This window comes from Gaoshiqia hydrogeniformans (assembly GCF_049347105.1).
GTDB lineage: Bacteria > Bacteroidota > Bacteroidia > Bacteroidales > Prolixibacteraceae > Gaoshiqia > Gaoshiqia hydrogeniformans.
Genome location: NZ_CP186334.1, coordinates 4,529,664 through 4,555,412 on the forward strand (window position 1 = coordinate 4,529,664; position 25,749 = coordinate 4,555,412).

16 protein-coding genes are annotated in these 25,749 nt (G+C 45.9%); 6 read left to right on the forward strand and 10 right to left on the reverse strand.

Annotation, left to right across the window (positions count from 1 at the left end; translation table 11 throughout):
• Positions 1-120 precede the first annotated feature (120 nt).
• Positions 121-2,070, forward strand: coding sequence for an ABC-F family ATP-binding cassette domain-containing protein (locus ACOIT5_RS18075; protein WP_423127566.1), 1,950 nt, complete (start codon positions 121-123; stop codon positions 2,068-2,070).
• A gap of 1 nt (position 2,071) precedes the next feature.
• The gene (rlmB, locus tag ACOIT5_RS18080; protein ID WP_423127567.1) at positions 2,072-2,833 is read left to right on the forward strand and encodes a 23S rRNA (guanosine(2251)-2'-O)-methyltransferase RlmB; all 762 of its coding nucleotides are present in this window, start codon (positions 2,072-2,074) and stop codon (positions 2,831-2,833) included.
• On the opposite strand, the gene ACOIT5_RS18085 is transcribed toward rlmB, so the two are convergent.
• Positions 2,823-3,290: an Lrp/AsnC family transcriptional regulator gene (locus ACOIT5_RS18085; RefSeq protein ID WP_423127568.1), complete on the reverse strand. Its 468-nt coding sequence runs from the start codon at positions 3,288-3,290 to the stop codon at positions 2,823-2,825. The two genes, rlmB and ACOIT5_RS18085, sit on opposite strands and share 11 nt — an antisense overlap.
• A gap of 329 nt (positions 3,291-3,619) precedes the next feature.
• On the opposite strand from ACOIT5_RS18085, the gene ACOIT5_RS18090 reads away from it, so the two are divergent.
• Positions 3,620-4,957, forward strand: a complete 1,338-nt coding sequence (locus tag ACOIT5_RS18090; RefSeq protein ID WP_423127569.1) for an ammonium transporter — start codon at positions 3,620-3,622, stop codon at positions 4,955-4,957.
• Positions 4,958-5,088: 131 nt separating this feature from the next.
• Here ACOIT5_RS18090 and ACOIT5_RS18095 read toward each other — a convergent pair whose 3' ends face one another.
• Positions 5,089-5,571: an Lrp/AsnC family transcriptional regulator gene (locus tag ACOIT5_RS18095; protein WP_423127570.1), complete on the reverse strand. Its 483-nt coding sequence runs from the start codon at positions 5,569-5,571 to the stop codon at positions 5,089-5,091.
• A gap of 222 nt (positions 5,572-5,793) precedes the next feature.
• Positions 5,794-7,062 (reverse strand): mechanosensitive ion channel family protein, encoded by a 1,269-nt coding sequence (locus ACOIT5_RS18100; RefSeq protein WP_423127571.1) that lies wholly within the window; start codon positions 7,060-7,062, stop codon positions 5,794-5,796.
• 74 nt (positions 7,063-7,136) lie between these two features.
• Between ACOIT5_RS18100 and ACOIT5_RS18105 the strand changes: the two genes are divergently transcribed.
• Complete coding sequence (locus ACOIT5_RS18105; RefSeq protein ID WP_423127572.1) at positions 7,137-8,414, forward strand: M64 family metallopeptidase; 1,278 nt, start codon at positions 7,137-7,139, stop codon at positions 8,412-8,414.
• A 3-nt stretch (positions 8,415-8,417) separates the two neighbouring features.
• On the opposite strand, the gene ACOIT5_RS18110 is transcribed toward ACOIT5_RS18105, so the two are convergent.
• The 4 genes from ACOIT5_RS18110 to ACOIT5_RS18125 form a co-directional block, all read right to left on the reverse strand.
• Entirely contained in the window at positions 8,418-9,008 is a 591-nt protein-coding gene (locus ACOIT5_RS18110; protein WP_423127573.1) for a TIGR00730 family Rossman fold protein, read from the reverse strand.
• 67 nt (positions 9,009-9,075) lie between these two features.
• Positions 9,076-11,046, reverse strand: coding sequence for a DNA topoisomerase (ATP-hydrolyzing) subunit B (gene gyrB, locus ACOIT5_RS18115; protein WP_423127574.1), 1,971 nt, complete (start codon positions 11,044-11,046; stop codon positions 9,076-9,078).
• 346 nt (positions 11,047-11,392) lie between these two features.
• Complete coding sequence (locus tag ACOIT5_RS18120) at positions 11,393-13,162, reverse strand: hypothetical protein (RefSeq protein ID WP_423127575.1); 1,770 nt, start codon at positions 13,160-13,162, stop codon at positions 11,393-11,395.
• 17 nt (positions 13,163-13,179) lie between these two features.
• Positions 13,180-16,245, reverse strand: a complete 3,066-nt coding sequence (locus tag ACOIT5_RS18125; protein ID WP_423127576.1) for a tetratricopeptide repeat protein — start codon at positions 16,243-16,245, stop codon at positions 13,180-13,182.
• Positions 16,246-16,903: 658 nt separating this feature from the next.
• Here ACOIT5_RS18125 and ACOIT5_RS18130 point away from each other — a divergent pair.
• A complete protein-coding gene (locus ACOIT5_RS18130; protein ID WP_423127577.1) occupies positions 16,904-18,871 on the forward strand; it encodes an alpha-L-arabinofuranosidase C-terminal domain-containing protein in 1,968 nt (655 codons plus the stop codon).
• Between the two features lie 42 nt (positions 18,872-18,913).
• On the opposite strand, the gene ACOIT5_RS18135 is transcribed toward ACOIT5_RS18130, so the two are convergent.
• From ACOIT5_RS18135 to ACOIT5_RS18145, 3 genes are all read right to left on the reverse strand, one after another.
• Positions 18,914-19,834: a DMT family transporter gene (locus tag ACOIT5_RS18135; RefSeq protein ID WP_423127578.1), complete on the reverse strand. Its 921-nt coding sequence runs from the start codon at positions 19,832-19,834 to the stop codon at positions 18,914-18,916.
• Positions 19,835-19,995: 161 nt separating this feature from the next.
• The gene (gene pheT, locus ACOIT5_RS18140) at positions 19,996-22,449 is read right to left on the reverse strand and encodes a phenylalanine--tRNA ligase subunit beta (RefSeq protein ID WP_423127579.1); all 2,454 of its coding nucleotides are present in this window, start codon (positions 22,447-22,449) and stop codon (positions 19,996-19,998) included.
• Between the two features lie 287 nt (positions 22,450-22,736).
• Positions 22,737-23,210: a PEGA domain-containing protein gene (locus ACOIT5_RS18145; protein WP_423127580.1), complete on the reverse strand. Its 474-nt coding sequence runs from the start codon at positions 23,208-23,210 to the stop codon at positions 22,737-22,739.
• Between the two features lie 372 nt (positions 23,211-23,582).
• Here ACOIT5_RS18145 and ACOIT5_RS18150 point away from each other — a divergent pair, with 372 nt between their 5' ends.
• Positions 23,583-25,694: a M3 family metallopeptidase gene (locus ACOIT5_RS18150; protein ID WP_423127581.1), complete on the forward strand. Its 2,112-nt coding sequence runs from the start codon at positions 23,583-23,585 to the stop codon at positions 25,692-25,694.
• Positions 25,695-25,749 lie beyond the last annotated feature (55 nt).

Sequence of the window (25,749 nt, forward strand, 5' to 3'; positions counted from 1 at the left end):
CCAGTCATAAGCGGTAGTGTATCTTAATGAAGTTTATAGGCGATTTCCTTACCCGGATGCAGATCATTGGACCTTAGTCCCGATGTTTCTGTTATCTTTGCGTTTTCAATTTTTGTAGCTATGGTATCGGTTGATCAGTTGGTTGTTAGTTTCGGCGGGTTTGATCTGTTTAAAGGAATTTCTTTTTTAATTACGCCTAAAGACCGGATTGGTTTGGTGGGCAAGAACGGAGCCGGAAAATCAACACTTTTAAAAATACTTTCAGGATTGCAGCTTCCGTCAGAAGGTTCAATTTCAAGTCCGAAGGACCTGCGTATTGGCTATTTGCCTCAGCATATGACTGTTTCGGATACCAAAACTGTTTTTGAAGAAGCCAAAAAAGCTTTTGATGAAATTCTTGACCTGAAAAATGAAATTGACCGGTTAAATAAGGAAATCGCCACGCGCGAAGATTACGAATCGGGAAGTTATATGCAGCTAATCAACCGGGTGACCGAGCTGAATGACCGTCATCAGATGGTAGGCGCCGAGAATATGGACGCCGAAATTGAGCAAACCCTGAAAGGTCTTGGTTTTGAACGGAATGATTTTACCCGGCAAACTTCTGAGTTTAGCGGCGGTTGGCGGATGCGGATCGAACTGGCTAAAATACTTCTGCGAAAACCCGACATTTTTTTGTTGGATGAGCCCACCAATCACCTGGATATTGAGTCGATTCAATGGTTGGAGGATTTTCTGTCCAATTACGGCGGGGCCGTGGTGATGGTTTCACATGATAAAGCTTTCCTGGACCAGGTGACAAACCGGACCATTGAAATCTCGCTCGGCCGTATTTACGACTATAAGGCAAACTACAGCCGCTACCTCGAACTGCGAAAAGAACACAAGGAAACACAGCTGGCGGCATACCGCAACCAGCAAAAGCTGATCGAAGAAACGGAACAGTTTATCGAGCGGTTCCGGTATAAAGCCACCAAGGCGGTACAGGTACAATCGCGGTCGAAGATGCTGGATAAGCTGGAGCGTATTGAAATTGACGAGGAAGACAATTCCCGCTTAAAAATTAAGTTCCCGCCTGCCGTAAGATCGGGCACGGTAGTAGCCGATTGTAAACACCTGTCGAAAAGCTACGGCGACTTGCTGGTTCTGAACGATATCCACCTGACGGTTGAACGCGGGGAAAAAGTAGCCTTCGTGGGAAAAAACGGTGAAGGAAAAACCACCCTGGCCCGGGTGATCCTGAATGAATTGGAGTACACCGGCGAGATGAAAATCGGGCATAATGTCAAAATCGGCTATTTCGCACAAAACCAGGCGCACTTGCTGAACGAAAACCTCACGGTGCTTGAAACCATTGACCAGATTGCCGTAGGCGATGTCCGTACAAAAATCCGCGATATTCTTGGCGCATTCATGTTCTCGGGCGAGGATGTCGACAAAAAGGTGAAAGTGTTGTCGGGAGGTGAACGTACCCGTTTGGCCATGATTCGCCTGATGCTTGAGCCGGTGAATTTTTTAGTGATGGATGAGCCGACCAACCACCTGGATATGCGTTCAAAAGAGATGTTGAAACAGGCGCTGGTCGATTATGACGGAACGGTGTTGCTGGTTTCTCACGACCGTGAATTTTTGGATGGACTGGTGAATTGCGTTTACGAGTTCAAGAACAAAAAAGTAAAACAGCATTTGGGTGGAATATACGATTTCCTGCAAAAGAAAAAGCTTGAATCGCTGCGGGAACTGGAGCAGAAAAGCAAAGTAACCCAGGAGCCGGTCGCGACAGAGAAGAAAAAGACGGAAGAAAACAAGCTGAGCTACGAAGAAAGAAAAGAAATCAACAAAAATATGACCCGGCTGGAGAAAAATATTGAATCGGCGGAGACCGATATTGCCAGACTGGAAGACGAAATTGCCCGGATGGACGAAAAACTGGCCAATCCGGATTTGATTGACGATAGCGGTATCTTTGAAAAGTACGAACAGTTGAAATCGAAACTGGAAAACGTGATGGAACAATGGGAAAACTATCACGAAGAATATGAATCTCTGCTGCAACAAAAAAACTGGTAACATGAATCAAATACAGAAAAAAAACGAAGACCTGATTTTTGGCATTCGCGCCGTCATGGAAGCGATCAATTCGGGCAAAGAAATTGACCGGGTGCTCCTGAAAAAAGGAGAGGGAGGCGAGTTGTATAAAGAAGTGTTTGATTTGATCCGGGAGAATCAGATTCCCTTCCAGTTTGTTCCGCTTGAAAAAATTAACCGGATCACCCGGAAAAATCACCAGGGCGTCATCGCATTTATCTCCCCGATAACTTTTTATGATATTGAGAATTACCTGCCGACCCTTTTCGAAGAGGGGAAAAACCCGCTGATCCTGGTACTCGATCAGGTAACTGATGTCCGCAACTTTGGGGCCATCGTACGAACGGCCGAATGTGCCGGTGTTGATGCCGTGCTTATTCCCGAAAAAGGAGCAGCACAAATTAATGCCGATGCGGTGAAAACATCTGCCGGCGCGCTGCACCTGGTGCCCGTTTGCCGGACGCGGGATTTACGAAAAGCCGTACTTTATTTGCAGCAGTCGGGCTTAAAAGTGATTGCCGCAACCGAAAAATCGTCAGATAACTATGTCAAGACAGATTATACCGGCCCGGTAGCCATCATCATGGGGGCCGAAGATTCGGGTATTGACCGGCAGATCCTCGACCTGGCAGACGAACGGGTACAGATACCCATTCTGGGAAAAATCGGATCGCTGAATGTATCGGTGGCTGCCGGTTTGCTCGTGTACGAAGTGGTCCGGCAGCGGACAGCCGTTACAGGTTAATCTGCACCTGCCGTTTAAATGTTTCTTCCAGCGAAATAAACGTTTCGGTACTGGAAACGCCGGGAATCTTTTGAACTTTTTCGCTGAGAATTTCTTTCAGATGTTCGTTGTCGCGGGCATAAACCTTCACAAAAATGGCGTATTGTCCGGTTGTATAATGACATTCGACTATCTCGTTGATTTCGCGGAGTTTTGTCGCGACATCTTCGTAAAAACCTCCTTTTTCAAGAAAAATTCCAACGTAAGTACAGGTTTTGTAATCAACTTTCTTCGGATCAATGTGGTAACCCGATCCGGTGATCACATTTAATTCAATCATCCTGTTGACGCGTTGATGCACCGCAGCGCGTGAAACACCCACTTCGGCGGCCACATCTTTGAAAGGTATCCTGGCATTTTTTGTGATGATCTCGAGGATGTGCAGGTCTACTTGGTCCAGATTATTACGTAGTGTCATTTTGGTTGTCTGATAAATTATTGCTTGAGATAAAAATAGGCAAAATTTAGCAAAAAGGAATAAAATACTGTGGTAATCATTCCTTCTGATATCCGATGATTTCGGAAGCCGATTTAACTTGTTGTTATTCAGCGAATTTTTAAACCCAAATCCAGGTATTTTAGTTAATGTGTTAATAAATAGATAAAATATATATCAAAAATGCTGTAAATTTTTAATATTTATTTTAAAATGCTATTTTTGTCGATGTAATGATGTCAAAATGATATTAGCTGAAGATATTTTATTTGACTTTCCACGGTAATTGTAGGTATATTAAATATTTTGCCATGATGAAAAATGCTAATTTGAGTTGGCTTTTTATGCTTTTGCTGCTGATTGTAGTAAGCCTTGTTGGGGTATTGGTGCCCAGTGATTTTGGTGGTTTAGACGACCCAAATTTGGTTCCGGGCGATGTTGCCTGGATGTTGACGGCAACCGCTCTGGTTTTATTGATGACGCCGGGTCTCGCCTTTTTTTACGGTGGGATGATTCAGCCCAAAAATATTCTGTCAACCATGCTTCAAAGCTATATCGCGATGGGCCTGGTCAGTGTGCTTTGGGTGCTTGTTGCTTTCAGCCTGGCATTCGGTGACAGTATTGGCCCAGAAGGTTTTGGTCTGTTCGGTAACCCAGCTACCTTTTTCATGTTTAAGGGTGTGAACGGAGCTACTCATGCAGATTTAAGCCCGACAATTCCCTTGGCTCTGTTTGCCATGTTCCAGTTAAAGTTTGCGATTATTACGCCGGCCTTGATTACCGGTTCCTTTGCCGGACGGGTTCGTTTCCGTTCGTATATGTTGTTCATGGTTTTGTTTACCTTGTTTATTTATGCACCCTTGTGTCACTGGACCTGGCATCCGAATGGCTTTTTACGGAATTGGGGTGTGCTTGACTTTGCCGGAGGTACGGTTGTACATATGTCAGCCGGTTTTGCAGCGCTTGCAGGCGCCATTTTCCTGGGAAAACGAAAAGAGTTCAATAAAGAATTCAGGCCGGCGAACATTCCTTTTGTTTTGTTGGGCGCTGGTATGCTTTGGTTTGGCTGGTTTGGTTTTAATGCCGGATCGGCATTGGCTGCCGACTCTGTTGCCGCATTGGCGCTGATGAATACCAATACGGCATCGGCTGCGGGGATGCTGGCTTACCTGTTTCTCGACATGGCCAAAGGAAAAAATCCCTCGGGAATGGGTGCCGCGATCGGTTTGGTGGTCGGTTTGGTGGCCATTACTCCGGCGGCTGGCTTTGTAAGCGTAGGTTCAAGCATTTTTATCGGCGTTGCTGCATCGATGATCAGTAATTATGCCATTGCGTTACGTTCAAAAACCAGGCTGGATGATACGTTGGACGTATTTCCGGCACACGGGATGGGAGGTATTGTCGGGATGTTGTTAACAGCCGTATTTGCGCAGGAAGTGGGGCTTATTCACGGTGAAACGGAAACCTTTTTGTATCATTTGCTGGCCTTGCTGATCGTAGGCGTTTTCACATTTGGCGGATCTGTGCTGATGTATAAAATAACAGACTTAATTGTGCCACTGCGTGTTTCGGCTCAGGCCGAGAAAGTGGGGTTGGATATTAGCCAGCACAATGAGTCGTATGCTTTTGAATATAAAAGCGACGAATAGCTTGAACGTGTGGTCGCTCTTTTATATGCTCGGAACTCCCCGGAACAGGGGAGTTTTTTTATTGATGCCTTTTATAAAAACAAAAAAAACCGCCCCAATGAGAGCGGTTCATTTATTTTGTTTTATTGCTTTTACTTGATGGCTACCTGGCGTTTAAAATCCATTTCCAGGGAGATAAAGGTTTCAGTACGGGCAATTCCTTCAATTTCCTGCAAATCTTCATCAATCAGTTTCTTAAGGTGCTTGTTTGTTTTTGTCTGAATTTTGATGAAAATGGCGTATTGACCTGTTGTATAGTGACATTCAACAATTTCGGGAATTGTGCGTAAAGCTTCCGCCACCTGGGTATGATACTTTGCTTTTTCAAGATAAATGCCCATGTATGCGCAGGTATTATAACCCAGCTTCGACGGATTGACAATAAATTCACTTCCGGAGACAACTCCCAGGTTTAAAAGCCGCTGTACACGCTGGTGAATTGCCGCACCGGAAACGCCGCATTCGCGGGCAACTTCGAGAAAGGGGATACGCGCGTTTTTGGTGATCAGGCGCAGAATTTTTTCGTCGAGCTCATCAATTTGCGGTAGCGGTTCAATATAATCTTGATTCATCATAGGAGTTAAAATTTTCTTTTTCAAAATTTATTAACGTAAATGTACTAAAAAATGACATTTGCTAATAATAATAGTTTTAAAACACATTGTTTGTAATAAATTGAAAGTATTTTCATCAATTTGATAAAAATCTCTAGTCAATTTCGGGCAGCAAATGTAGAATATTTTTTTCTATTTCTCAATGATAATTGAAGTTCCCCACGCGAATATCATTTGAAGTTATTAACTATTTTTTGATGCTGTTTGTCTGATGAAATTGCTGATATCGTTCCCGCTTGGGTTTTGGAAGACATGTAAATCAAATTCAGGCAGAATCGCGAGTATGTGGTCGAAGATATCCGACTGAATTCCCTCATAATTAGCCCATTGCTGGTCTCTGCTGAAAACATAGATTTCGAGGGGGATTCCTTTTTCTGTTGGTTGCAATTGCCTGACCAGAAAGGTCATTTCCTGGTGTATATTCGGATTTTGGCGCAAATAGGCTTGCAGGTATGCCCTGAATATGCCAAGATTGGTTTGCCGGCGGCCGTTAAACAAATCTCCTTCATCAAGTTGAAGTTTTTGATTGTATGATGCAATGTCAGCTTCTTTCCGGGCGATATAATCTTTCAGCAGGTGAAACCGGCTGAGTTTTTCCAATAATTTCTGATCACAAAAACGGACGCTTTTCATATCAATATTGATCGACCGTTTGATCCTCCTCCCTCCCGATTCTTCCATGCCTGCCCAGTTGTTAAACGACTCGGAAACCAGGGCGTAAGTAGGTATGGTGGTGATGGTTTTATCCCAATTCTGAACCTTGACGGTTGTCAGGCTGATATCAATGACCGTTCCGTCGGCCCGGTGCGAGGGCATTTCGATCCAATCGCCCGGTTTCAGCATATTATTCATCGATAGCTGGATACTGGCCACAAAACCGAGAATAGTGTCTTTAAAAATCAAAAGCAAAACGGCAGCCATTGCCCCCAATCCGGCAAACAGGCCCAAGGGCGATTTGTTGATCAGGATACTGATAACAATGATGGTTGATATGAAAATAAATAGAATCTGGAGTAGTTGGATGTAGCCTTTAATCGGACGTGTTGCGGCATAGGGGGTGGTTTGGTAAATATCGTTAATCACGTTGGCCGTGCTTACCACCGCGATAGTAAAGATGCAAACAAAATAGATCCGGGATAAGCCGTTTAAGACGGCGGAAACCGGTTCAATTTCTGAAAAACCCGACGACGAGTAGATGATAAAAGCAGAGGGAAGATGGGCCAGAATGCTGAAAACCTTTCGTTTAATCAGAAAGTCGTCCCATTCGGTTTTTGTTCTTTTAATGAAATGGTAAATCATTCGGATGATTACCACACGGGTAAGCATTTGAACCAGGGCTGATACCAGAAAAAGAACGACCAGGGAAACAGCGATGGCCAAAATTATGGTCCAGTCGTCCGTAAAATTCAATTGCTGAAATAAATCAATGAAAATGTCTTTTAATTGCTTCATCTTCGTGTTGCAGATCTTTTTTGAAAATTTGTAATTAGTTTTATAGTTTTAAAAACAATAAAAAAGCACGCCGTATGAGGACATTATACGTTATACTTCTGCTGTTGGCAGCGCCTTGCCTGCTTTACGCAAAGGTAAATTATTCAACTTATTTTGAAAACAGTTCGCTTAGAATTGACTACCTTCTGGGTGGTACCGACAGTTCTGCTGTGGTTTTTATTGAGCAAATGAAGAAGGAGCCTTATTACGGCGGATCGCATACCCGCCTGATTGATGAGCAGGATTATGGGACTTACCGCTACCGGGTTTTTGATTTAAAGAGCGGCGGCTTGATTTTTTTAAAAGGTTTTTGCCCGCTTTTTCAGGAGTGGCAAACAACCGGGGAGGCTAAAGAGATGAAGCGGAGTTATTACCAGGCAGCGGTAATTCCTTTTCCAAAAAACGAAATTCGTTTTACCATTGAGTACCGGGACTGGGAGGGAGAATATCGCGAATTGCTTTCACTGGAAATTAATCCGGACGACTATTTCATCCTGAGAGAAGCGTTGCCCGATTATGAAGTAAAAGAACTGCTGAAAAACGGGCGCCCCGATCAGAAAGTGGATGTGGTATTTTTGCCGGAAGGATATACCAGGGGAGAGATGCAAAAGTTTATGGCAGATGCGGAACGGATGGTTGAAATTTTGTTTAGCGCCCAGCCGTTCAGTCAGCATAAACAGGATTTTAATATTTATGCCGTAAATGTTCCTTCGCTGCAGTCGGGAACCGATATTCCCGGAGAAAATATATACAGGAATACGGCTTTTGGATCTACCTTTTACACCTTCGATACGCCCCGGTACCTGACTACCAAAGAAATGAAACCCGTTTACGATGCGGCGGCATTGGTTCCTTACGATCACATCTGCGTGTTGGTGAACAGTGAACAGTATGGCGGCGGCGGTTTTTATAATTTCCTCACCATAACGACAGTTGACCATGCGAAATCGCCCGAGGTGATGGTCCATGAATTTGGCCACGGCTTTGCCGGTCTGGCCGATGAGTATTATTCGTCGGCTGTTGCTTACGATGAGTTTTATAATAAAAAACTGGAACCCTGGGAGCCCAATATTACAACGCTGGTAAATTTTGACAGCAAATGGAAAGATTTGCTTGACAGCGAAATGCCGGTACCAACGCCACGCGAAAATAAGTTTTCGAAGATTGTAGGTGTATTTGAAGGCGGCGGCTATTCAGATAAGGGAATTTACAGTCCGGTGATGGATTGCCGGATGAAAAGCAACGAAGCAAAAGGTTTTTGTCCTGTTTGTGTAAGGGCCATTGAGCAAACGATCCGCTGGCACTGCGAATAGGATTTACCGGTTATTTTCAGGCACTTTGTACCACTTGTTTACCGGGGCAGGCGGCGTGTAAGAGGCCAGATAGCTGATGACCTCTTCGCTGTTCCGGGCAATATAATAAAGGTCGCGGTACGAGGGTTTGGCAAAATTTTCTTCGAATGAGCGTTCGAACTGACGGAATAAATCATTGTAAAAACCATTCGTATTCAGAAAAACGATGGCTTTATGGTGGTAGTCGAGTTGTTTTAAGGTGATTACTTCCAGTATTTCTTCCAGGGTGCCGAATCCGCCGGGAAGCGCGATAAATGCGTCTGCCAGTTCGCGCATGATGGCTTTACGTTCCATCATATCTTTCGAAACAATTAATTTTTGGGCATTCTCCGAAACCAGGTTGTGTCCTTTCAATTTTTCAGGGATCACGCCAATAGTTTTTGCGCCAGCTTCGGCTGCTGTTTCCAATACCCGTTCCATCAGGCCCACGTTGGCGCCGCCGTTAATCAGCGTTTGCCCGTTTTGACCGATCAGCCGGGCCAGTTTGATGGCTTCGTCCACGTATATCTGGTCAAGTGCGTTGCTTGACGATGAAAAGACACAGATTTTCATCATAAATCAATTCTTAAGGGTTAGAAAGCAGAATGCCACCCGGTTTGACGGATGGCACCCTGGGTTTATTTTAGGCATCAATATTTGCGTAAATCGCGTGATCTTCGATAAACTGGCGGCGCGGCGGAACTTCGTCGCCCATCAGCATGCTGAAGATGTGATCGGCTTCTGCTGCATTTTCGATGGTTACCTGCCGTAAGGTCCGGCGTTCGGGGTCCATGGTGGTTTCCCAAAGCTGTTCGGCATTCATCTCTCCAAGACCTTTGTAGCGTTGGATATGCACCGACGATTCTTTTCCGTCGCCCAGTTCGTCAATCAGGCGCAGGCGTTGCTGTTCGTCCCAGGCGTATTGTTCGCGTTTGCCCCGTTTTACCAAATAGAGCGGCGGAGTGGCAATGTAAAGGTGACCGTCTTTAATCAACTCCCTCATATAGCGGAAGAAGAAGGTCATGATCAGCGTGTCAATGTGGCTTCCGTCCACATCGGCATCGGTCATGATGATGATCTTGTGATAACGCAATTTCTCCAGGTTGGCCGCTTTCGAGTCTTCTTCTGTCCCGATGGTTACGCCCAATGCCGTGAAGATATTGCGGATTTCTTCACTCTCATAAACTTTATGCTGCATCGCCTTTTCAACGTTCAGGATTTTACCGCGTAAGGGCAGGATGGCCTGAAAACGGCGGTTTCGTCCTTGTTTGGCCGTGCCGCCTGCCGAATCGCCCTCTACCAGAAAAATTTCACAGGCTGCCGGATCTTTGTCTGAACAGTCGGCCAGCTTACCAGGCAGCCCACCTCCCGAAAGGACATTTTTACGCTGAACCAGTTCGCGCGCTTTACGGGCAGCGTGGCGGGCCTGGGCGGCCAGGATGACCTTGTTGACAATGGCTTTTGCCGATTTCGGGTTTTCTTCCAGGTAATTTGAAAGCATCTCGCTCACCGCCTGATCAACTGGTTGGCTGATTTCGGAGTTGCCCAGCTTGGTTTTTGTCTGACCTTCAAATTGCGGTTCCTGCACTTTAACCGAGATCACAGCAGTCAAGCCTTCGCGAAAGTCATCGCCGCTGATGTCGAACTTCAGCTTGCTGAGCATGCCCGATGTTTCGGCATAATTCTTCAAGGTACGGGTCAGCCCCCTGCGAAAACCAGTCAGGTGTGTCCCGCCTTCTATGGTGTTGATGTTGTTTACGTACGAATGGATGTTTTCGGTAAACGAGGTATTGTAATGCAAGGCAATCTCGACAGGTACATCGCCTTTTTCCGACGAAATATGAATGGTTTCATCAATCAGCCGTTCGCGGGTGGCATCCAGGTATTCGACAAACTCTTTAAGGCCTTCTTTCGAATAAAACCGTTCGAATTTGGGATTACCCTCTTCGTCGATTTGACGCAGATCAAGTAAACTCAAATTGATCCCGGCATTCAGGAACGCGAGTTCACGCAAGCGGGCCGAAAGAATTTCGTACTTGTAAACTGTTGTCAGAAAGATGCTATTGTCGGGTTTGAACGTGACATGCGTGCCGGTTTTGTCGGTTTCGCCAACGATCTTTGCGGCATAAAGCGGTTTCCCGATGCTGAATTCCTGCATCCAGATTTTTCCTTCCCGGAAAACTTCAACCTTGAGGTGAATCGACAGGGCATTTACGCACGAAACACCCACGCCGTGCAAACCCCCGGATACTTTATAGCTGTCTTTATCGAATTTACCGCCGGCATGAAGCACGGTCATAACCACTTCGAGCGCCGACCGGTTTTCTTTGGTGTGAATTTCGGTAGGAATACCACGGCCGTTATCTTTGACCGTGATGGAATTATCTTCATTTATGATGACTTCAATGTTGTCGCAGTAACCTGCCAACGCTTCGTCAATCGAATTGTCAATCACCTCGTAAACCAGGTGGTGAAGTCCTTTTTCGTTTACATCGCCAATATACATCGCCGGACGTTTCCTGACGGCTTCCAAACCTTCCAGTACCTGAATACTGTCTGCCGAATAATTGCCGTTTCCGTTTCCGCTTACTGACTTGTTCTCTAATTCGCTCATCTATTTTTACTTGTTTGGTTTATTCAAAATCTGTTTTTGCTCATCCTTTTCAGGAGACGGGCAACCTGTATTCATTTCGGAAAAATAATCGCCAAAATTCCTTTTTAAAGTTTGGGTTGATGTTTGAACAGGTGAATGATTATCAGTTATATAATCAATAGTCATCGCCTCTTGCGCACAACATGCAAATATAGCAAAAATATGCTAAAAGCAATCAGGAATTTCCGGATTACTTCTCAAAGTTTTCAACAGATAGTTGAAAATTAATATCTTGTAAATCAGTTAGTTGAAGGTCTGACTTTTGTATGTCTTTCAGATTTTTCTTCTTGTAAAACGTTTAGTTAAATCAGAAGGAAAAACTGAGTCCTACAAGCAGGTTTAAACCCTTGTTTGCATAGCCCAGCCAGCTTTCATATTTCTGAAATGAAAAGTTATTGACCTGTCCCCAAAAGTTAAGGTTCTTTGAGTACTGATAGTTCAGTCCAAAGTTCAGATCGAGAACCGGTTCAAGGGTAAATACCGTTTGTTCAAGCCCGCTGGGTTCGGTTGCGCCCTCAGTGTCGTACACCGAAGTCCGGATGAGCGCTTTCCGTTCGCTGATCACATTAATGTCGGCGGTGATGCTCAAGGGGCCGTTGGGCCTGAAGTTGAGCGATGTGGTTGCTTCGTAGGCCGGTTTATGCCAGGCTTCGTCCAGCGTGTTCATGTTGTAGGAATGGAATTTTCCTTTCAGCAACAAACTTACCTGATCGGTAGCGGCATAGAACAACTCCGCCCCGATGGTCAGTTGGTTCAGCTTGTCATAAAGCACGTCAAAGGTATTTGAACGCGTGGTTTCGCCGGTCGACAGGATCCGGCTGTCGTTTAAAATATAGAAATGCTGGTCTTTAATATTGGCATAGTCGATCCGGGACCCCAAATGAAAACGCGGACTAAGCTTGCTTCTGACGCCTCCGGTCAGGATATACCGGTATTTGGCGTTTTTGATATCGTGATACGGGTTGACAAACTGATTTTCGGCGGCAACCGCTGAATAATGGTTATGCGCCAGGTATCCGTCAAGGCCGGCATAAAGGGTCAGTACATCCTGAATCGGGAACCATTCTCCCTTCACATTTGGGGTCAACAGGTAATCGCCGTCGGTATCGCTGTCAGTGACCGAATAGCTGTTAATTCCGACCCGCAAACTGGCGATATCGCCTTCAAAGAAAACCGACGGTTTAAGTGTTAAGATCATTTCCTGCCTGTTTCCAAAGCCGTTGTAGGTTTGGTTTAAGATACTGTCGGCATTAACGAAGGTTAAACCGATGCCAAGCTGCCCCGTAAACAGTTCCAGCTTTTTGTCGAGTAAACCGTTCAGTTTTACCAGGTGTTCCTTTTGCCCGGTTTTCGTACCAAAATACTGGTAATTAAACCCGCTTTTGAAGCGAAAGTCGGCCTTCGGGTCTTCGTTTCCCGTTAGCCCGAGACTCAGCCCTCCCCGCGAAAAAGATTGTTTGGCGTCCCACAAGGGGAAAATGGCGTTTTTAGCTGTATTTGAAAGCGAATCGCCGGCATAGCCGTAATAGCGGAATGCTTTCTGTTCGAAAAACACCTTAGTTGACAGGGTTGATTTTCCGATGACGTGTTTCGTATAAAATTCAGCCAGGTTGTCACTGTGCGGCGCTTTCACTTTATCGTCGTTCAGTAACTTGATCTTCCCGTTCGACGAGAGGTGCCTGAGGTGCAGGCCCAGGGTGGTGTTTTTGGACGGTTGACCATTCAAAAACAGCTCGCCGTAAGGAGTTTGGTAGTTCCCGATACCGGCTTTCACCATGCCGGTTGTTAACTTTTCTTTTGGCTCCCGGGTCATCTGCGCTGCCTGTACCGGTTCAACCGTAAAGGTGGTGAACACCGGCTGCGGGTTGATTCGGTATTCAAATGTCGGTTTTTCGGTATTTCCCGGGTTGATTTGCGGAATATCGTTGATTTTGAAAGCATCCGAGATGCTTGGCTGGTAGGCCTTCACCACTTCAACTTCTTTGTGCAGTTGGGTCGTATCTTTCTGCGCCAGGGCATGTCCGGTTAAACCGATAAAGACTGACAGAAATATATATTTGTTGAATGAGCTTCTCATAATCGTCTCTTTTTGAATTATTTTTGATTGATATCAATTTGCATCGGGCTGTCTTTCTGCTGCTGCTTTTGTTGTTCCGTTCTTTCCAGGTCTTTCAGTTTGGCTCCTGCCGTTTCAATGATTCCGTCGCCTGTTTCCGGGTAATTTTCCACAATGCTTTTCAGGGTATGTTTGGCCTGAAATTCGTCGCCCCGTGCCAGGTAAATATCGGCCAGCAGGATAAAGCTTTTCGCTAACCAGAACTGGTGAGGCGTATTCTTCGAAATAAAATCCATCACCCCGTTTTCGGCCTGTTCCAGTTTGTTTTGGCTGACAAGTATTTCGATGGTCCGGTATTTTGATTCGGCTCCTTCTTCGGATGAGGTGTCTTCGGCCAGCTTCGAGAAGACGGGCAGGGCCTGCTGGAAATTTTTGGTCATGTAATACGATTTGGCCAGCTTGTAGTTAGCTTCGCGTTTTAATACATCGGTCAGGTTGTCGGAACTGAGCACCAGACCGGCTGATTCGGCGCAAGCCTGGTAGTTGGCTAACTGGTAGTGGCAACGCATGATGCCGGCCCTGGCTTTCAGTAGGTTCCATTTGGTGTTCGATATTTTTCCGAGACGTTCGTAATAGCTGAGCGCTTTGGCGTAATTGGCGGCATTGTATTCCAGTTCGGCCACCCGGCCAAGCGCGGGCTCTGTAAATATATTATCCGATTTATTGACAACAAATTCGTAGTCGGCTAAGGCCGATGAAAATTCACCGGAGTTATATTTGGCTTCGGCCAGGTAAAAGCGGGCGTTCAGGCTGAAACTGCCTGAGGGGTATTGTTGCAGATAACGTTCGAGTTGGGTGCGCGCCTGCGGATCTTTGTTCATCACCAGCTTTTCGGCAGTCAGGTAGCTGAGAGAATCCTGCTCCGATACCGATATCCGTATTCCCTGGCCCGACCGTTGGGCGTAGGCAAAATAGGCGTCCACATTATTTAATTCGACATAACTGTTCTTTATTCCCAGCATCGCCGACTGGGCTTCCGGACTATTCGGGTATTTCTCGGCCACCTGTTTGTAATAGTCGAGCGCTTTGTTGTAATCCGACATGTTGTAGTAGATCAGGCCAAGCTGCAATAAAGCTTTTGGCTGATAGCTGCTTTGCGGAAATTCTTTCAGCAAATCCCGGTAATAACCGATTGCCACCTGGTTTTCATTCATTCGCTCGTAAGTCCGTCCCAGTTCGAACAAGGCATCGTCGACAAAGGCCGATTGGGGGAAGGTTTGCAACAGGCTGCGCAGGCTGCTGATCTTTTGTTCCTGTTCGCGCTGGATTCCTAGGCTCAGCGCTTTCTGGTATAGGGCGTAGTCCGGGTCGTAGGTCCGTTGAGCGTAAGCCTGCTCGTAGCTGTTCACAGCGTTCCTGTAGTCGCGGTTGATGTAATAACAATCGCCCAGCCGGTTGTAGGCGTCGCCTAATTTTTCGCTGGGCCTGTTCCTGTTTAAATCGATATATTTTCGAAACGAGGCGGCCGATTGCTCATAATTTGCAAGTTTGAGATAAGCATATCCGTGGTTGTAATGTACCGACTGGTATTCGGGTGTTGTTTGCGCTCCGGGCGATTGTAAAAAGCTGTTAAAACCAGAGGCGGCTTGCTGATAGTTTTCCAAACGGTAGTTTGCTTCCGCTTTCCAGAACAGGGCCGATGCTTTCAGTGCCGGGTTGAATTCGCCGTTGGCCAGCGACAGATCAAAATGGTTGATAGCGGGCTGATATTCGAGGTTGCTGAAAAGTTCCAGTCCGCGATAATAGCTGACGCGTTGGTAAGCTTTTCGGATCGGGGGGGTCTTTACCCTGATTTTTTCAATAGAGGCCACCGCATCTTTAAAGTTATTGGTGCTCATATAAACCTGTACCAGGTAATCGTAGGCCGCGTCATTCCTTCCCGAATTCGGGTAAAGCGAAATGTATTTGTCAAAAGCCTTGATGGTTTCGTTAAACGGAGAGTACGACAGCTCGTAGGTTATTTTAGCAAAGTTGAAAAGCGCATCTTCGCTGATCTCCGGGTTGAAATCCATCTCCGAAGCCGCTTCAAAGGCAACGCGCGCTTTATTTTTATCGCCCGATTTGATGTAACAATCGGCCAGCGTGTAATAGGCGTTCTGGGCCAGTTCGTCTTTTCCCTTGGAGGCATGTTCCAGCGGGGCAATGGCTTCCTGGTACCGGCCGGTCGTGTAATAGCAATAGCCAAGCATGTAATTCTCGTCACGCTGAAGGCTTTTTGTTGTCCTGAAGTAGGTTTCGAGATGGGGAATGGCTTCCGAAAAGCGTTTCAGGTGAAAATACGAACTCCCTAAGATTTTCGACAGGGAGGCGATTTGCTGTTTGTCAGCCGTTTTCATCAGCGGTTCGGTAAATTCAACCACTTTCGCATAATTTCCTTGTTTATAATAGATCTGGCTCATGTAGAACGGGATGACCGGGGCAAAAGCCGGGTTGTCTTTCAGTTGATCGAAAGCGGCCAGGGCAGCGTCAAAATCATCGTTCATGTACCGGATATGGGCCCAGTAATAGTTCGAAGGCGCCGCCAGCCGGTGATTGGTATTTTTTACCTTAACAAATTCGCGTTCGGCTTCGGTGTAACGCTCGGTTTGAAACAGGGCATATCCTTTTTGGTAACTGACTTTGACTTGTTCATCCCGGCTCAGCGCAGAAAGGCTCACGTGTTGATAAGCCTGTAACATGGGTTGATACTGCTTGTTTTTAAAACGGGCATTTCCCAGTTCGAACCAGGCTTTGTCGGTATATGCGCTTTCCGGATATTTCTGAAGAAAGGTTTCCATCAGCGGAGAACCGTTTTTCGATTCCAGCTTCAAGGCACAAATCGCTTCATAGAACATGGCTTCGGCCTGGATTTCAGAACCGGGCTCGCTTTTGGCGGCTATTGCTGCAAATTGTTCCCGGGCCGAAACAAATTGGTTGCCCGTATACAGCTCTTTTGCCTGATGAAGCTCAGCAGAAACAGACTGGTAGTATGATGTTTGTTGCGAAAAGGCAAGTCCGGTGATGCAACACACCAGAACTATTGCCGCGAGCAATCTTGTTTTCATAGACTTTCTTTTAATTTTGGTTAAAAATAATGATAAAGTAATCGTTTTTACCTTTTTAACCAACCGATTTCTCAACAAAAAACTGTTTATTTCCCGGGACGAATGCGTCTGAGGAACGTGATTCTTTTTTGCTAAGATATAAATGTCAGTTTAATAATTGTTTTTTTCAGCCAAAAAATGACGGTCGTGCGATGCCTGATGTAAAGACCGAGGATGTCAATAGTTATTGGATAATTGGTCATTGGAGCGTGGGGCAAAGAGCAAAGAGCAAAGGGCAAAGGGGAATTACCGGTTAACGGAGAATGGAGAACGGACGTGAGAACGGGAGGAAGTTGCAGTGTTCAGTCACAAGCTGCGAAGACCTGAAATTTGATAACTCGAAACTTGGATCTTGGATCTTGATTCTTGGATCTTGATTCTTGGTTCTTGATTCTTGGTTCTTGATTCTTGGTTCTCCCAAGTAAAATCTCAACTGTATACTGATTATGAGACTGAGCACCGGTTCATCGTTGAATTTTGCGATACGGGATATCAAACCGGGGCGAAGCCGGCAATATTCGGCAATCTTGTTTTCTTTTTAGAAAAGTATTCATTACTTTTATCGTTTGTCCTGGTTACGGATGGATACCTAAATGAAACCATTTAACTACTCATAACGATGCAAAAAACAATAGCAAGCGGAATTTTTATTCTGACTTTTTTCCTGCAATTGCAGGTATTTGCCCAGTCAAAAATCACGGTTTATGCCAATAGGCCGACTGCCGAAATTGCACCCACCATGTGGGGAGTTTTCTTTGAAGATATCAACTTTGCCGCCGATGGCGGTATTTATGCCGAGTTGGTCAAAAACCGTTCGTTTAAATTTCCCGATCCCTTTGCCGGATGGAAGGTGCCGTTTCGGGATTCGGTACAGGTGATTAACGAAACAATTGACGGAAAGGAACATCGCTTTCTGCGGCTTTCTTCGCTGGCGGGGGAAAATGCAAATTATATCGAAAACCAAGGGTTTCGCGGAATGGGCCTGCATGCCGGCGAAGAATATCGCTTGGTGCTTGGCTCAAAAGCAGCAGACGGGATAGACTTGTCGCTGCTGGTTGAATTGCTCAATGAGGCCGGTGAACCAATTGGTAAAGCCGTTGTGTCGGGCCTGGCAACGGATTGGAACATGAAGGAACTGGTCATTATGACAACGGCTGCTTCGGCCAAAGGACGACTGAGAATTTCGTTGAAAGGGGAGGGAACGGTTGATTTCGACTATGTGTCGCTTTTCCCTGTCAATACCTTTAAGAAACGGGTTAACGGCATGCGTTCGGATCTGGCCCAACTGCTGGCCGACCTGAAACCGGGCTTTTTGCGCTTTCCTGGTGGTTGTGTGGTGGAAGGGCATCACCTGGATTTGCGTTATCAATGGAAAAAAACGGTGGGTGATATTCATGACCGCGAATTAATCATCAACCGTTGGAATACGGAGTTTATGCACCGCCATACGCCCGATTATTTTCAGTCATTCGGTCTGGGTTTTTTCGAATATTTTGTGCTGTCGGAAGATTTGGGCGCTGAGCCGCTTCCCATCCTGAATTGCGGAATGGCCTGTCAATACAATACCGGCGAACTTGTTCCGCTTAACGAGATGGATCCCTACATTCAGGACGCACTCGACCTGATCGAATTTGCCAATGGCGATGTTTCAACCAAATGGGGAAAATTGCGGGCGGATATGGGGCATCCGGAACCTTTCAATTTAAAATATATCGGCATCGGGAACGAACAGTGGGGACATCAATACCTGGAGCGTTACGATCTGATTGCCGCGGCTGTACGGGAACGGTATCCCGAAATTCAGTTGGTTTCAGGTTCCGGCCCGTCGGCCGAGGGCGACCGCTTTGATTATCTTTGGAACGAACTGAAAGGACGGCAGGCCGACCTGGTGGACGAACACTACTACAAGGATCCCAATTGGTTTTTCAATAATGCCCGGCGTTACGACAGCTACGAGCGCGGCGGGCTGAAGGTTTTTGCCGGCGAATATGCCAGTCATGTACGCAATGATAATATCAAGGATGCAACATCGAGCAACTGCTGGCTGGCGGCCCTGTCGGAAGCAGCTTTTATGACCGGTCTGGAGCGTAATGCCGATGTCGTACATATGGCTTCGTATGCTCCCCTGTTTGCGCATGTCGATGCCTGGCAATGGCGTCCCGACCTGATCTGGTTCGACAATCTGAATGCAGTAGCGACACCAAATTATTATGTGCAAAAAATGTATTCGACACACAGCGGGACCCATGTGTTGCCTGTTTTGCTCGGGAATGAAGTGATCGCCGGACAGGACAGCCTGTATGCCAGCGCATCGATTGATAAAAACAGCGGGCATATCTATTTGAAAATCGTTAATGCCTCGTCGGTGACCAAAGAGATGCTTGTTGAATTTCAGGGAATGAAACCGGCGGTTAAAGAAGCCTTGCTGACCGAGTTGGCCGATCAAAACCTGATGCAGTACAATACCCTGGATCAGCCGGAGAATATTGTTCCGCAAAACAGCAAAGCCGCCTTGAAAGGCAACCAACTTAGCCTGGCATTAAACCCGAGGTCGTTTGTTCTGGTAGATGTTACCGGGCGAAAATAGCGACTGGTCAGATACGAATAATTAACTCAGGCCCTTCATCTGTCAGGATGAGGGGCTTTCTGTTTTCTTACGTCCTTTCCTGACAACCAGTACCGCGCCGGTAAAAACAATGGCTGCTCCAAGCAGCGAGTAAAGTGAAAAGCGCTCGCCTTCAATCCATGATACGTTTAATTCGGTGAAAATTCCCATCGTTATAAAAGTGATGATGGGGTTAAGCAAAATGATGATGCTGATTTTATTGGCCTCCGCATAATGCAAAGCCATAGCGAGATACTGGTATGAAAATAAGGTATTTAATCCAAGCGACAAAAGCAGCAGCCACCAGACCCAGCTTAATCCGGAAAGGGATGAAAAATTGACAAAAGGCAGATATACAAGTACCGGAAACCCAAACAAAAATAAATTCAGCAGGCCGGCCGTATATTGCTGAACCAGTTTCTTTTGCAGTACAGCATACACCGCCCAGGCGCCGGCGCCGCTTAAGGTGAGCAAGATTCCCAGTTGATATTGTTTTTCCTGTCCGGTCATCAGGCTTAGTTGCTGGTTGTAAAAAATAACAAAACCGGTAACAACCAGTGCAAAACCAATGAACTGGGGGATCCGTATCCGTTCTTTAAAAAACAGAATGCCTGCCAGCGCCAGTAAAATTGGTCCGGCCTGGATGACCAGTTGCGCATTGCTCGGGCTGGTATAATGGATGCCCAGCATAAAGCCCAGGTAATTCCACGAGAGGGCAATGGCTGCCAAAACAAGGAGCCAGGGAGGGCGGACAAGAATTTTAAGGCTTTGGGGGGCCCGGTACAACTGCCACAGGACCAGAAAAAAGAAAGCGACCACAAAACGGAACCAGACAATGGTTTGCGGTTCTACTTTCTGAACCGCGATTTTAAGTTTAATGGCCAGAAACCCCCAAAAAACCGCCGTGATGCAAGCGTATAATATTCCTTTCTGCGTATTGGTCATACTTTAACGAGGTATTGAATAATCAGTCATTGGTCATTGGTCATTAGTCATTAGTCATTAGTCATTGGTCATTGGTCATTGGTCATTGGTTTGTGCAGGCAGTTAGCTATTTTGTAATCACAACAAAAAAGCCACCGGATAACCCGATGGCTTTGTATGGTTTATCTGAGCTTTGCTCCGAGTTCTTTTTCAAACGTAAAAATCAGCTTCTGCATGATCTTGTCGATTTGCTTGTCGTTGAGGGTTTTTTCATCGTCCCTCAAAATAAAGCTGACGGCATACGATTTTTTGTCTTCCGGGATCCCTTTGCCTTCGTATACATCGAACAAACCGACCGAACGCAGCAATTTGCGTTCAACCTTTACAGCCAGATCGCGGATTTGTGCGAACCGAACCTGTTTGTCAATCAATAAGGCCAGGTCGCGACGTACTTCGGGGTACTTGGGAAGTTCCGCAAAGAGCGTTTTGTTGTTTTTTTGTTCCAGCAGGAGATGGTCCATCAAAAAGTCGGCATAGAACACCTGATTTTCAATTTCAAATTCCTTTTGCAGTTTTTTATGCACGATGCCAAATTCTACCAGCTTTCGCCCGTTTGAGGTAGATAAAACCAAGCCTTCCGAAATCAACTCTGTGCTGATATCTTCCGATTTCAGGTTTTCGGCCCTCAGTCCAAGTTTTAGCAGCAGGTTTTCTACATAACCTTTAAGCTGGAAAAAACTGCTGCCGCTTTGCGGAATGGCCCAGCTTTCGCGTTCTTTTTGCCCCGAGATGAAAAGGGATAAGTGCTCTTCTTCGGAATAATTTTTCAGAGGGTTTTCAATTAGTTCTGTGCCGGTGCAGTGGTAGCAATTACCGAATTCGTACAAACGCAAATCACCGTTACGGCGGTTGGCATTATAGGCAATGGCTTCCAAGCCGCCAAACAACAGGGTTTGCCGCATACCGCCCAAATCAGCGCTTAGCGGGTTGAACAATTTAACGGTGTTTTCGGCGGCAAGGGTCGTTCGGTTTTCGTAATACGACGTTTTGGTCAGCGAATTCGACCAGATTTCATTAAAGCCTTGCGCTGAAAGCATGTCGGCCATCAGGTTACGGATTTTTACGGGGTCGGGCTTCACGGAATATTGCAGCGAAGCATTTACCTGTGTGGGTATTTCAACGTTGTTATACCCGTAAATACGCAGAATTTCTTCGATAACGTCGGCCTCGCGCTTTACATCGACGCGGTAGGGAGGTACCGCCAGCGACAGCCCGCTTTCGCTTTCGTTTTCAATTTTGATTTCCAGTGCGGTCAGGATTTTTTTTATGGTTTCGGCGCCTAAATCTTTTCCAATCAGGCGTTTGATGTTTGCATAACTGACATCAATCTTAAAATCGGCAACAGGGTTTGGATAGACGTCCACAATTTCTGACGAAATTTTACCGCCGGCCACTTCTTTAATCAGCAGGGCGGCGCGCTTCAGGGCATAAAGTACGCCGTTGGGGTCGGTTCCGCGTTCGAAACGGAATGAAGCGTCGGTGTTCAGTCCGTGGCGACGCGCTGTTTTCCGGATGAAAACCGGATCAAAACAGGCCGATTCCAGAAAAATATTTTTGGTCGACTCTTTAACTCCGGATTGGATGCCGCCAAACACACCGCCGATGCACATGGCTTCCCGGGTATTGCAAATCATCAGGTCATCGGGGTGCAGTTCGCGTTCCACTTCGTCGAGGGTGATAAATTTTGTTCCGGCAGGCATGGTTTTTACAACAACTTTTCCCCCGGTAATTTCGTCGGCATCAAAAGCATGTAAAGGTTGTCCGGCTTCAAAAAGCACGTAGTTGGTCACGTCCACGACATTGTTGATCGGGTTCAGTCCAATCGTTTTCAGGCGGTTTTTCAGCCAGTCGGGCGATTCTTTAATTTCTACCCCGCTGATGGTTACGCCGGCATAGCGCAGGCAAGCTTCGGGATTAACCACTTCAACCGGAATCTCCAGTGAATGATCATCCGTTTTAAACGTTTCAACCGATGGCCGTTTATAACTGACTTCCTGTGTTTTTTTCAGGAAAGCGGCCAGATCGCGGGCCACGCCGATGTGTGAGGCACTGTCGATCCGGTTTGGCGTCAGGTCCACTTCGATGGAATAATCAGATTCGACGCGAAAGTAGGCGCTGGCAGGAGTTCCCGCAACGGCGTCGTCGGGCAAAACCAGAATGCCGGCACGATCGTGCCCCAGCCCGATTTCTTCTTCCGAACAAATCATTCCTTCGGAGGCTTCGCCCCTGATTTTTGATTTCTTGATCTGAAATTCCTGGTCGCCGTCGTATAAAACCGTTCCAACGGTGGCGACCACCACTTTTTGACCGGCGGCCACGTTTGGCGCCCCGCAAACAATGGGCAGGATTTCGCCCTTGCCCACATCAACCGTGGTTTTGCTCAGGTGATCCGAGTTGGGGTGCTTTTCGCAGGTAAGCACCTGCCCGATCACCAAGCCGCGCAGTCCTCCTTTTACGCTTTCAATTTCTTCAATACTACCCACCTCCAGTCCAATCTGGGTGAGGATGTTTTCCAGTTCTTTGGGCTGAAGGTCCGTGTCAATGTAGTCTTTTAACCACTTGTATGAAATATTCATCGTATAATGCTTTTATGCTGAATTTCAAAGTCCGACAAAAGTAAACATTTTTTGGGCTGAGGCAAAAGGCGAACCGGTGGAAATACGAGGAGGAAAAGAAATTGAAAAAAACAGTGTGAAAGATGAAAGTTCTTTTTTTGGGTTATCTGATTCGAAAATTTATCAGTTTGTTTACAATTCCGTATGAATCGATTAAAACCTGAGCAGAACTCCGGTTATTATTGTTATTTCAATACACCTTGTCAGCAATCGACTGCAAGGTGTATTGAAAATGAGAGATTTTATAGTCAGTTCATGACTTCAAGTTGCCCAATTTTTTCCCAATTGGGGTTTGGATACATCACTATGGTCAGATACATACCATTTTCATTTTGGATCACACTATGATTGCCGTTCTTGAGATCTGCGTCAATTTGATCAGGTGTTAATTTATACATACCTCCAGAGATAGCATCAACAGCTAATCCAATTAATCCTCCAAAAACAATATTTCCTGCGATCCATCCGTCAACTTTACGTGTAAATTTTGTTTCATATGGCAAATAGCCATCCAAATTAATTTGAACTGTGTGGTGATCTTTTCTGGAAAGGTCAACGGTGATAGGGGTTCTTCCCTCATCACGACCATTAATAACAACCATTGCCTTCGTCGGGTTACTTGATATCGATACTGATTGTTTTGTACCGTGAATAATTGTTGCACAATTTGAGAAAATAAGCACAAAAAGTATGCTTAAACATAGAGGTAACATTTTTTTCATAACAGAAAGTTTTAAAGATTTAATTGAATTTTGTTTAATGAAATCAAATATAAAAAAATCAGATTTTCCATTAAATATAATTTGAGAAAATTTTATGAATGAATGTTTTTTATAGTTTTAACTGGGATTTTTTATAAATGAACAGTCATTTTAAATTTTAATCCTGTTACAAATACAAATGATTTTATACACAGCAATTGTGTCATTAGATTAAACCTGTCTCCTGATCATTTTTTATTCGCAATAAATCAATCCGGTAAAAACATCGTGTTATTTTGTAGATTCTTCGACAGTAGTTGCTTCATCCTAACATTTGTCAGGATATCCTTTTCCCGGGTTTTGTATTTTTCGAGCCAAAATAAAAAGAATGATATGAAGAAAATTACCCCGGCTTTTGTTTTATTACTGGCTACCTTTGTACCCTGTCATTCATCAAAAGCGACAAAAACAAACATGCAAAATCCGTTTTTATCGGCTTATGAAACCCCGTTTCAGGTGCCGCCGTTCGACCAGATTAAACTGGAGCATTTTCTTCCGGCTGTTGAAGAAGGCATTAAACAACAACAACTTGAAATTGATGTCATCACATCGAATGAAGAGCCGGCCGGTTTTGAAAACACCATTCTGGCATTCGACCAGTCGGGGCGTTTGCTTAACCAGGTGATGACCGTGTTTGGGAACCTGAATTCGGCCAATACCAATGAAGACATGCAAAAACTGGCCCGGGAGATTTTCCCGAAACAAACGGCTCATTCCGATAACATCATGCTGAATAAAGCTTTGTTTGAACGGGTAAAAGCGGTTTACGACCAGCGGGAACAAGCCGGATACGATCAGGAGCAATTGCGGGTCATTGAAAAATATTACCAGGATTTCGAGCGTAACGGCGCTAACCTTCCCGACGAAAGCCAGGCCCGTTTACGCGAACTCAACCAGCAGCTTTCGACTTTAGGCCTCCGTTTTGGAGAAAACCTGCTGGCCGAAACCAATAAAAATTTTCAGTTGGTGGTTGATTCGGCAGTAGATCTGGCTGGATTACCTGGAGGCCTCATTGCGGCTGCTGCAGACGAGGCACAAAAAAACAGTATGGAAGGTAAATGGATATTTACCTTGCAAAAGCCCAGCCTGATCCCCTTCCTGCAATATGCTGAAAACCGTGACTTACGCGAAAAAATTTACCGTGGTTATTTTATGCGCGGCGACAATAATAACGAGTTCGACAATAAAGAGATTGTCGCTCAAATGGTTGCCCTGCGCGACGAGAAAGCCAAACTGCTGGGATATGAAAATCACGCGGCTTATACAATCGACATCAACATGGCAAAAACGCCCGGGCAGGTGTATGATTTTCTGCACGAGTTGTGGAAGCCGGCGCTGGCAGTTGCAAAAAACGAACGTAAGGAGATGCAAGCCATCATCGACCGTGAAGGAGGGAACTTTAAACTGGCTTCGTGGGATTGGTGGTATTATGCCGAAAAGCTTCGCAAGCAAAAATACGATCTGGACGAAGAAGAGACCAAACCCTATTTCAGTCTCGATAACGTACGTGAGGGTATTTTCTATGTTTCCAACAAATTATACGGTATTACGTTTGAACGGCGCACCGATATTCCGGTGTATCATCCCGAAGCCGAGGCCTGGGAAGTCAAAGAAGCGGATGGTTCGCACGTGGGCGTACTGTACATGGACTTTCACCCGAGAGACGGCAAACGGGTGGGCGCGTGGAATACCGGTTACCGCAGCCAGTCGTATAAAGACGGGGAAAAATTTGAATATCCGGTTACGTCGATTGTTTGCAACTTTACCCGTCCCGGCGGCGATTTGCCGGCTTTGCTGACCTTTGATGAAGTGATGACCTTCTTCCACGAGTTCGGGCATGCCCTGCACGGCTTGTTTACCGACGGGCCTTACAAGCGAACAGCTGGCCGCGTTGCCCGCGATTTTGTTGAATTACCTTCGCAAATCATGGAAAACTGGGCGGCTGAGCCGGAAGTTCTAAAAGTATATGCCAAACATTATAAAACCGGCGAGGTGATTCCCGACGATCTGGTTCAAAAAATTGTAAACAGCGAACACTTTAACCAGGGGTTTGCCACTGTGGAATACCTGGCCGCTTCCGTTCTGGATATGGATTGGCATACGCAGGCGCTTAACGGCGATGTGGCGGCTTTTGAAAAAGCTTCGATGGACCCCATCGGGCTGATTGATGAAATTATTCCGCGTTACCGGAGTACTTATTTTTCTCATATTTTCAGCGGTGGTTATTCTGCCGGGTATTACGTTTACATTTGGGCGGCCGTGCTGGATACCGACGCCTTTCAGGCTTTTAAAGAATCGGGCGATCTGTTTAACCCCGAATTGGCTGCCAAATTTCGTACGCTGCTGGCCAAATCCGGTTCAGACGAAGAAATGGTAATTTATCGCGATTTCAGAGGCCAGGATCCTTCGGTCGACCCCTTGCTAAAGAAACGGGGCCTGAAATAATCCCTGCGGCTTTCAGCTTTACCGGAGGCTATTTTTTAACAGAAGAGACTTTGTT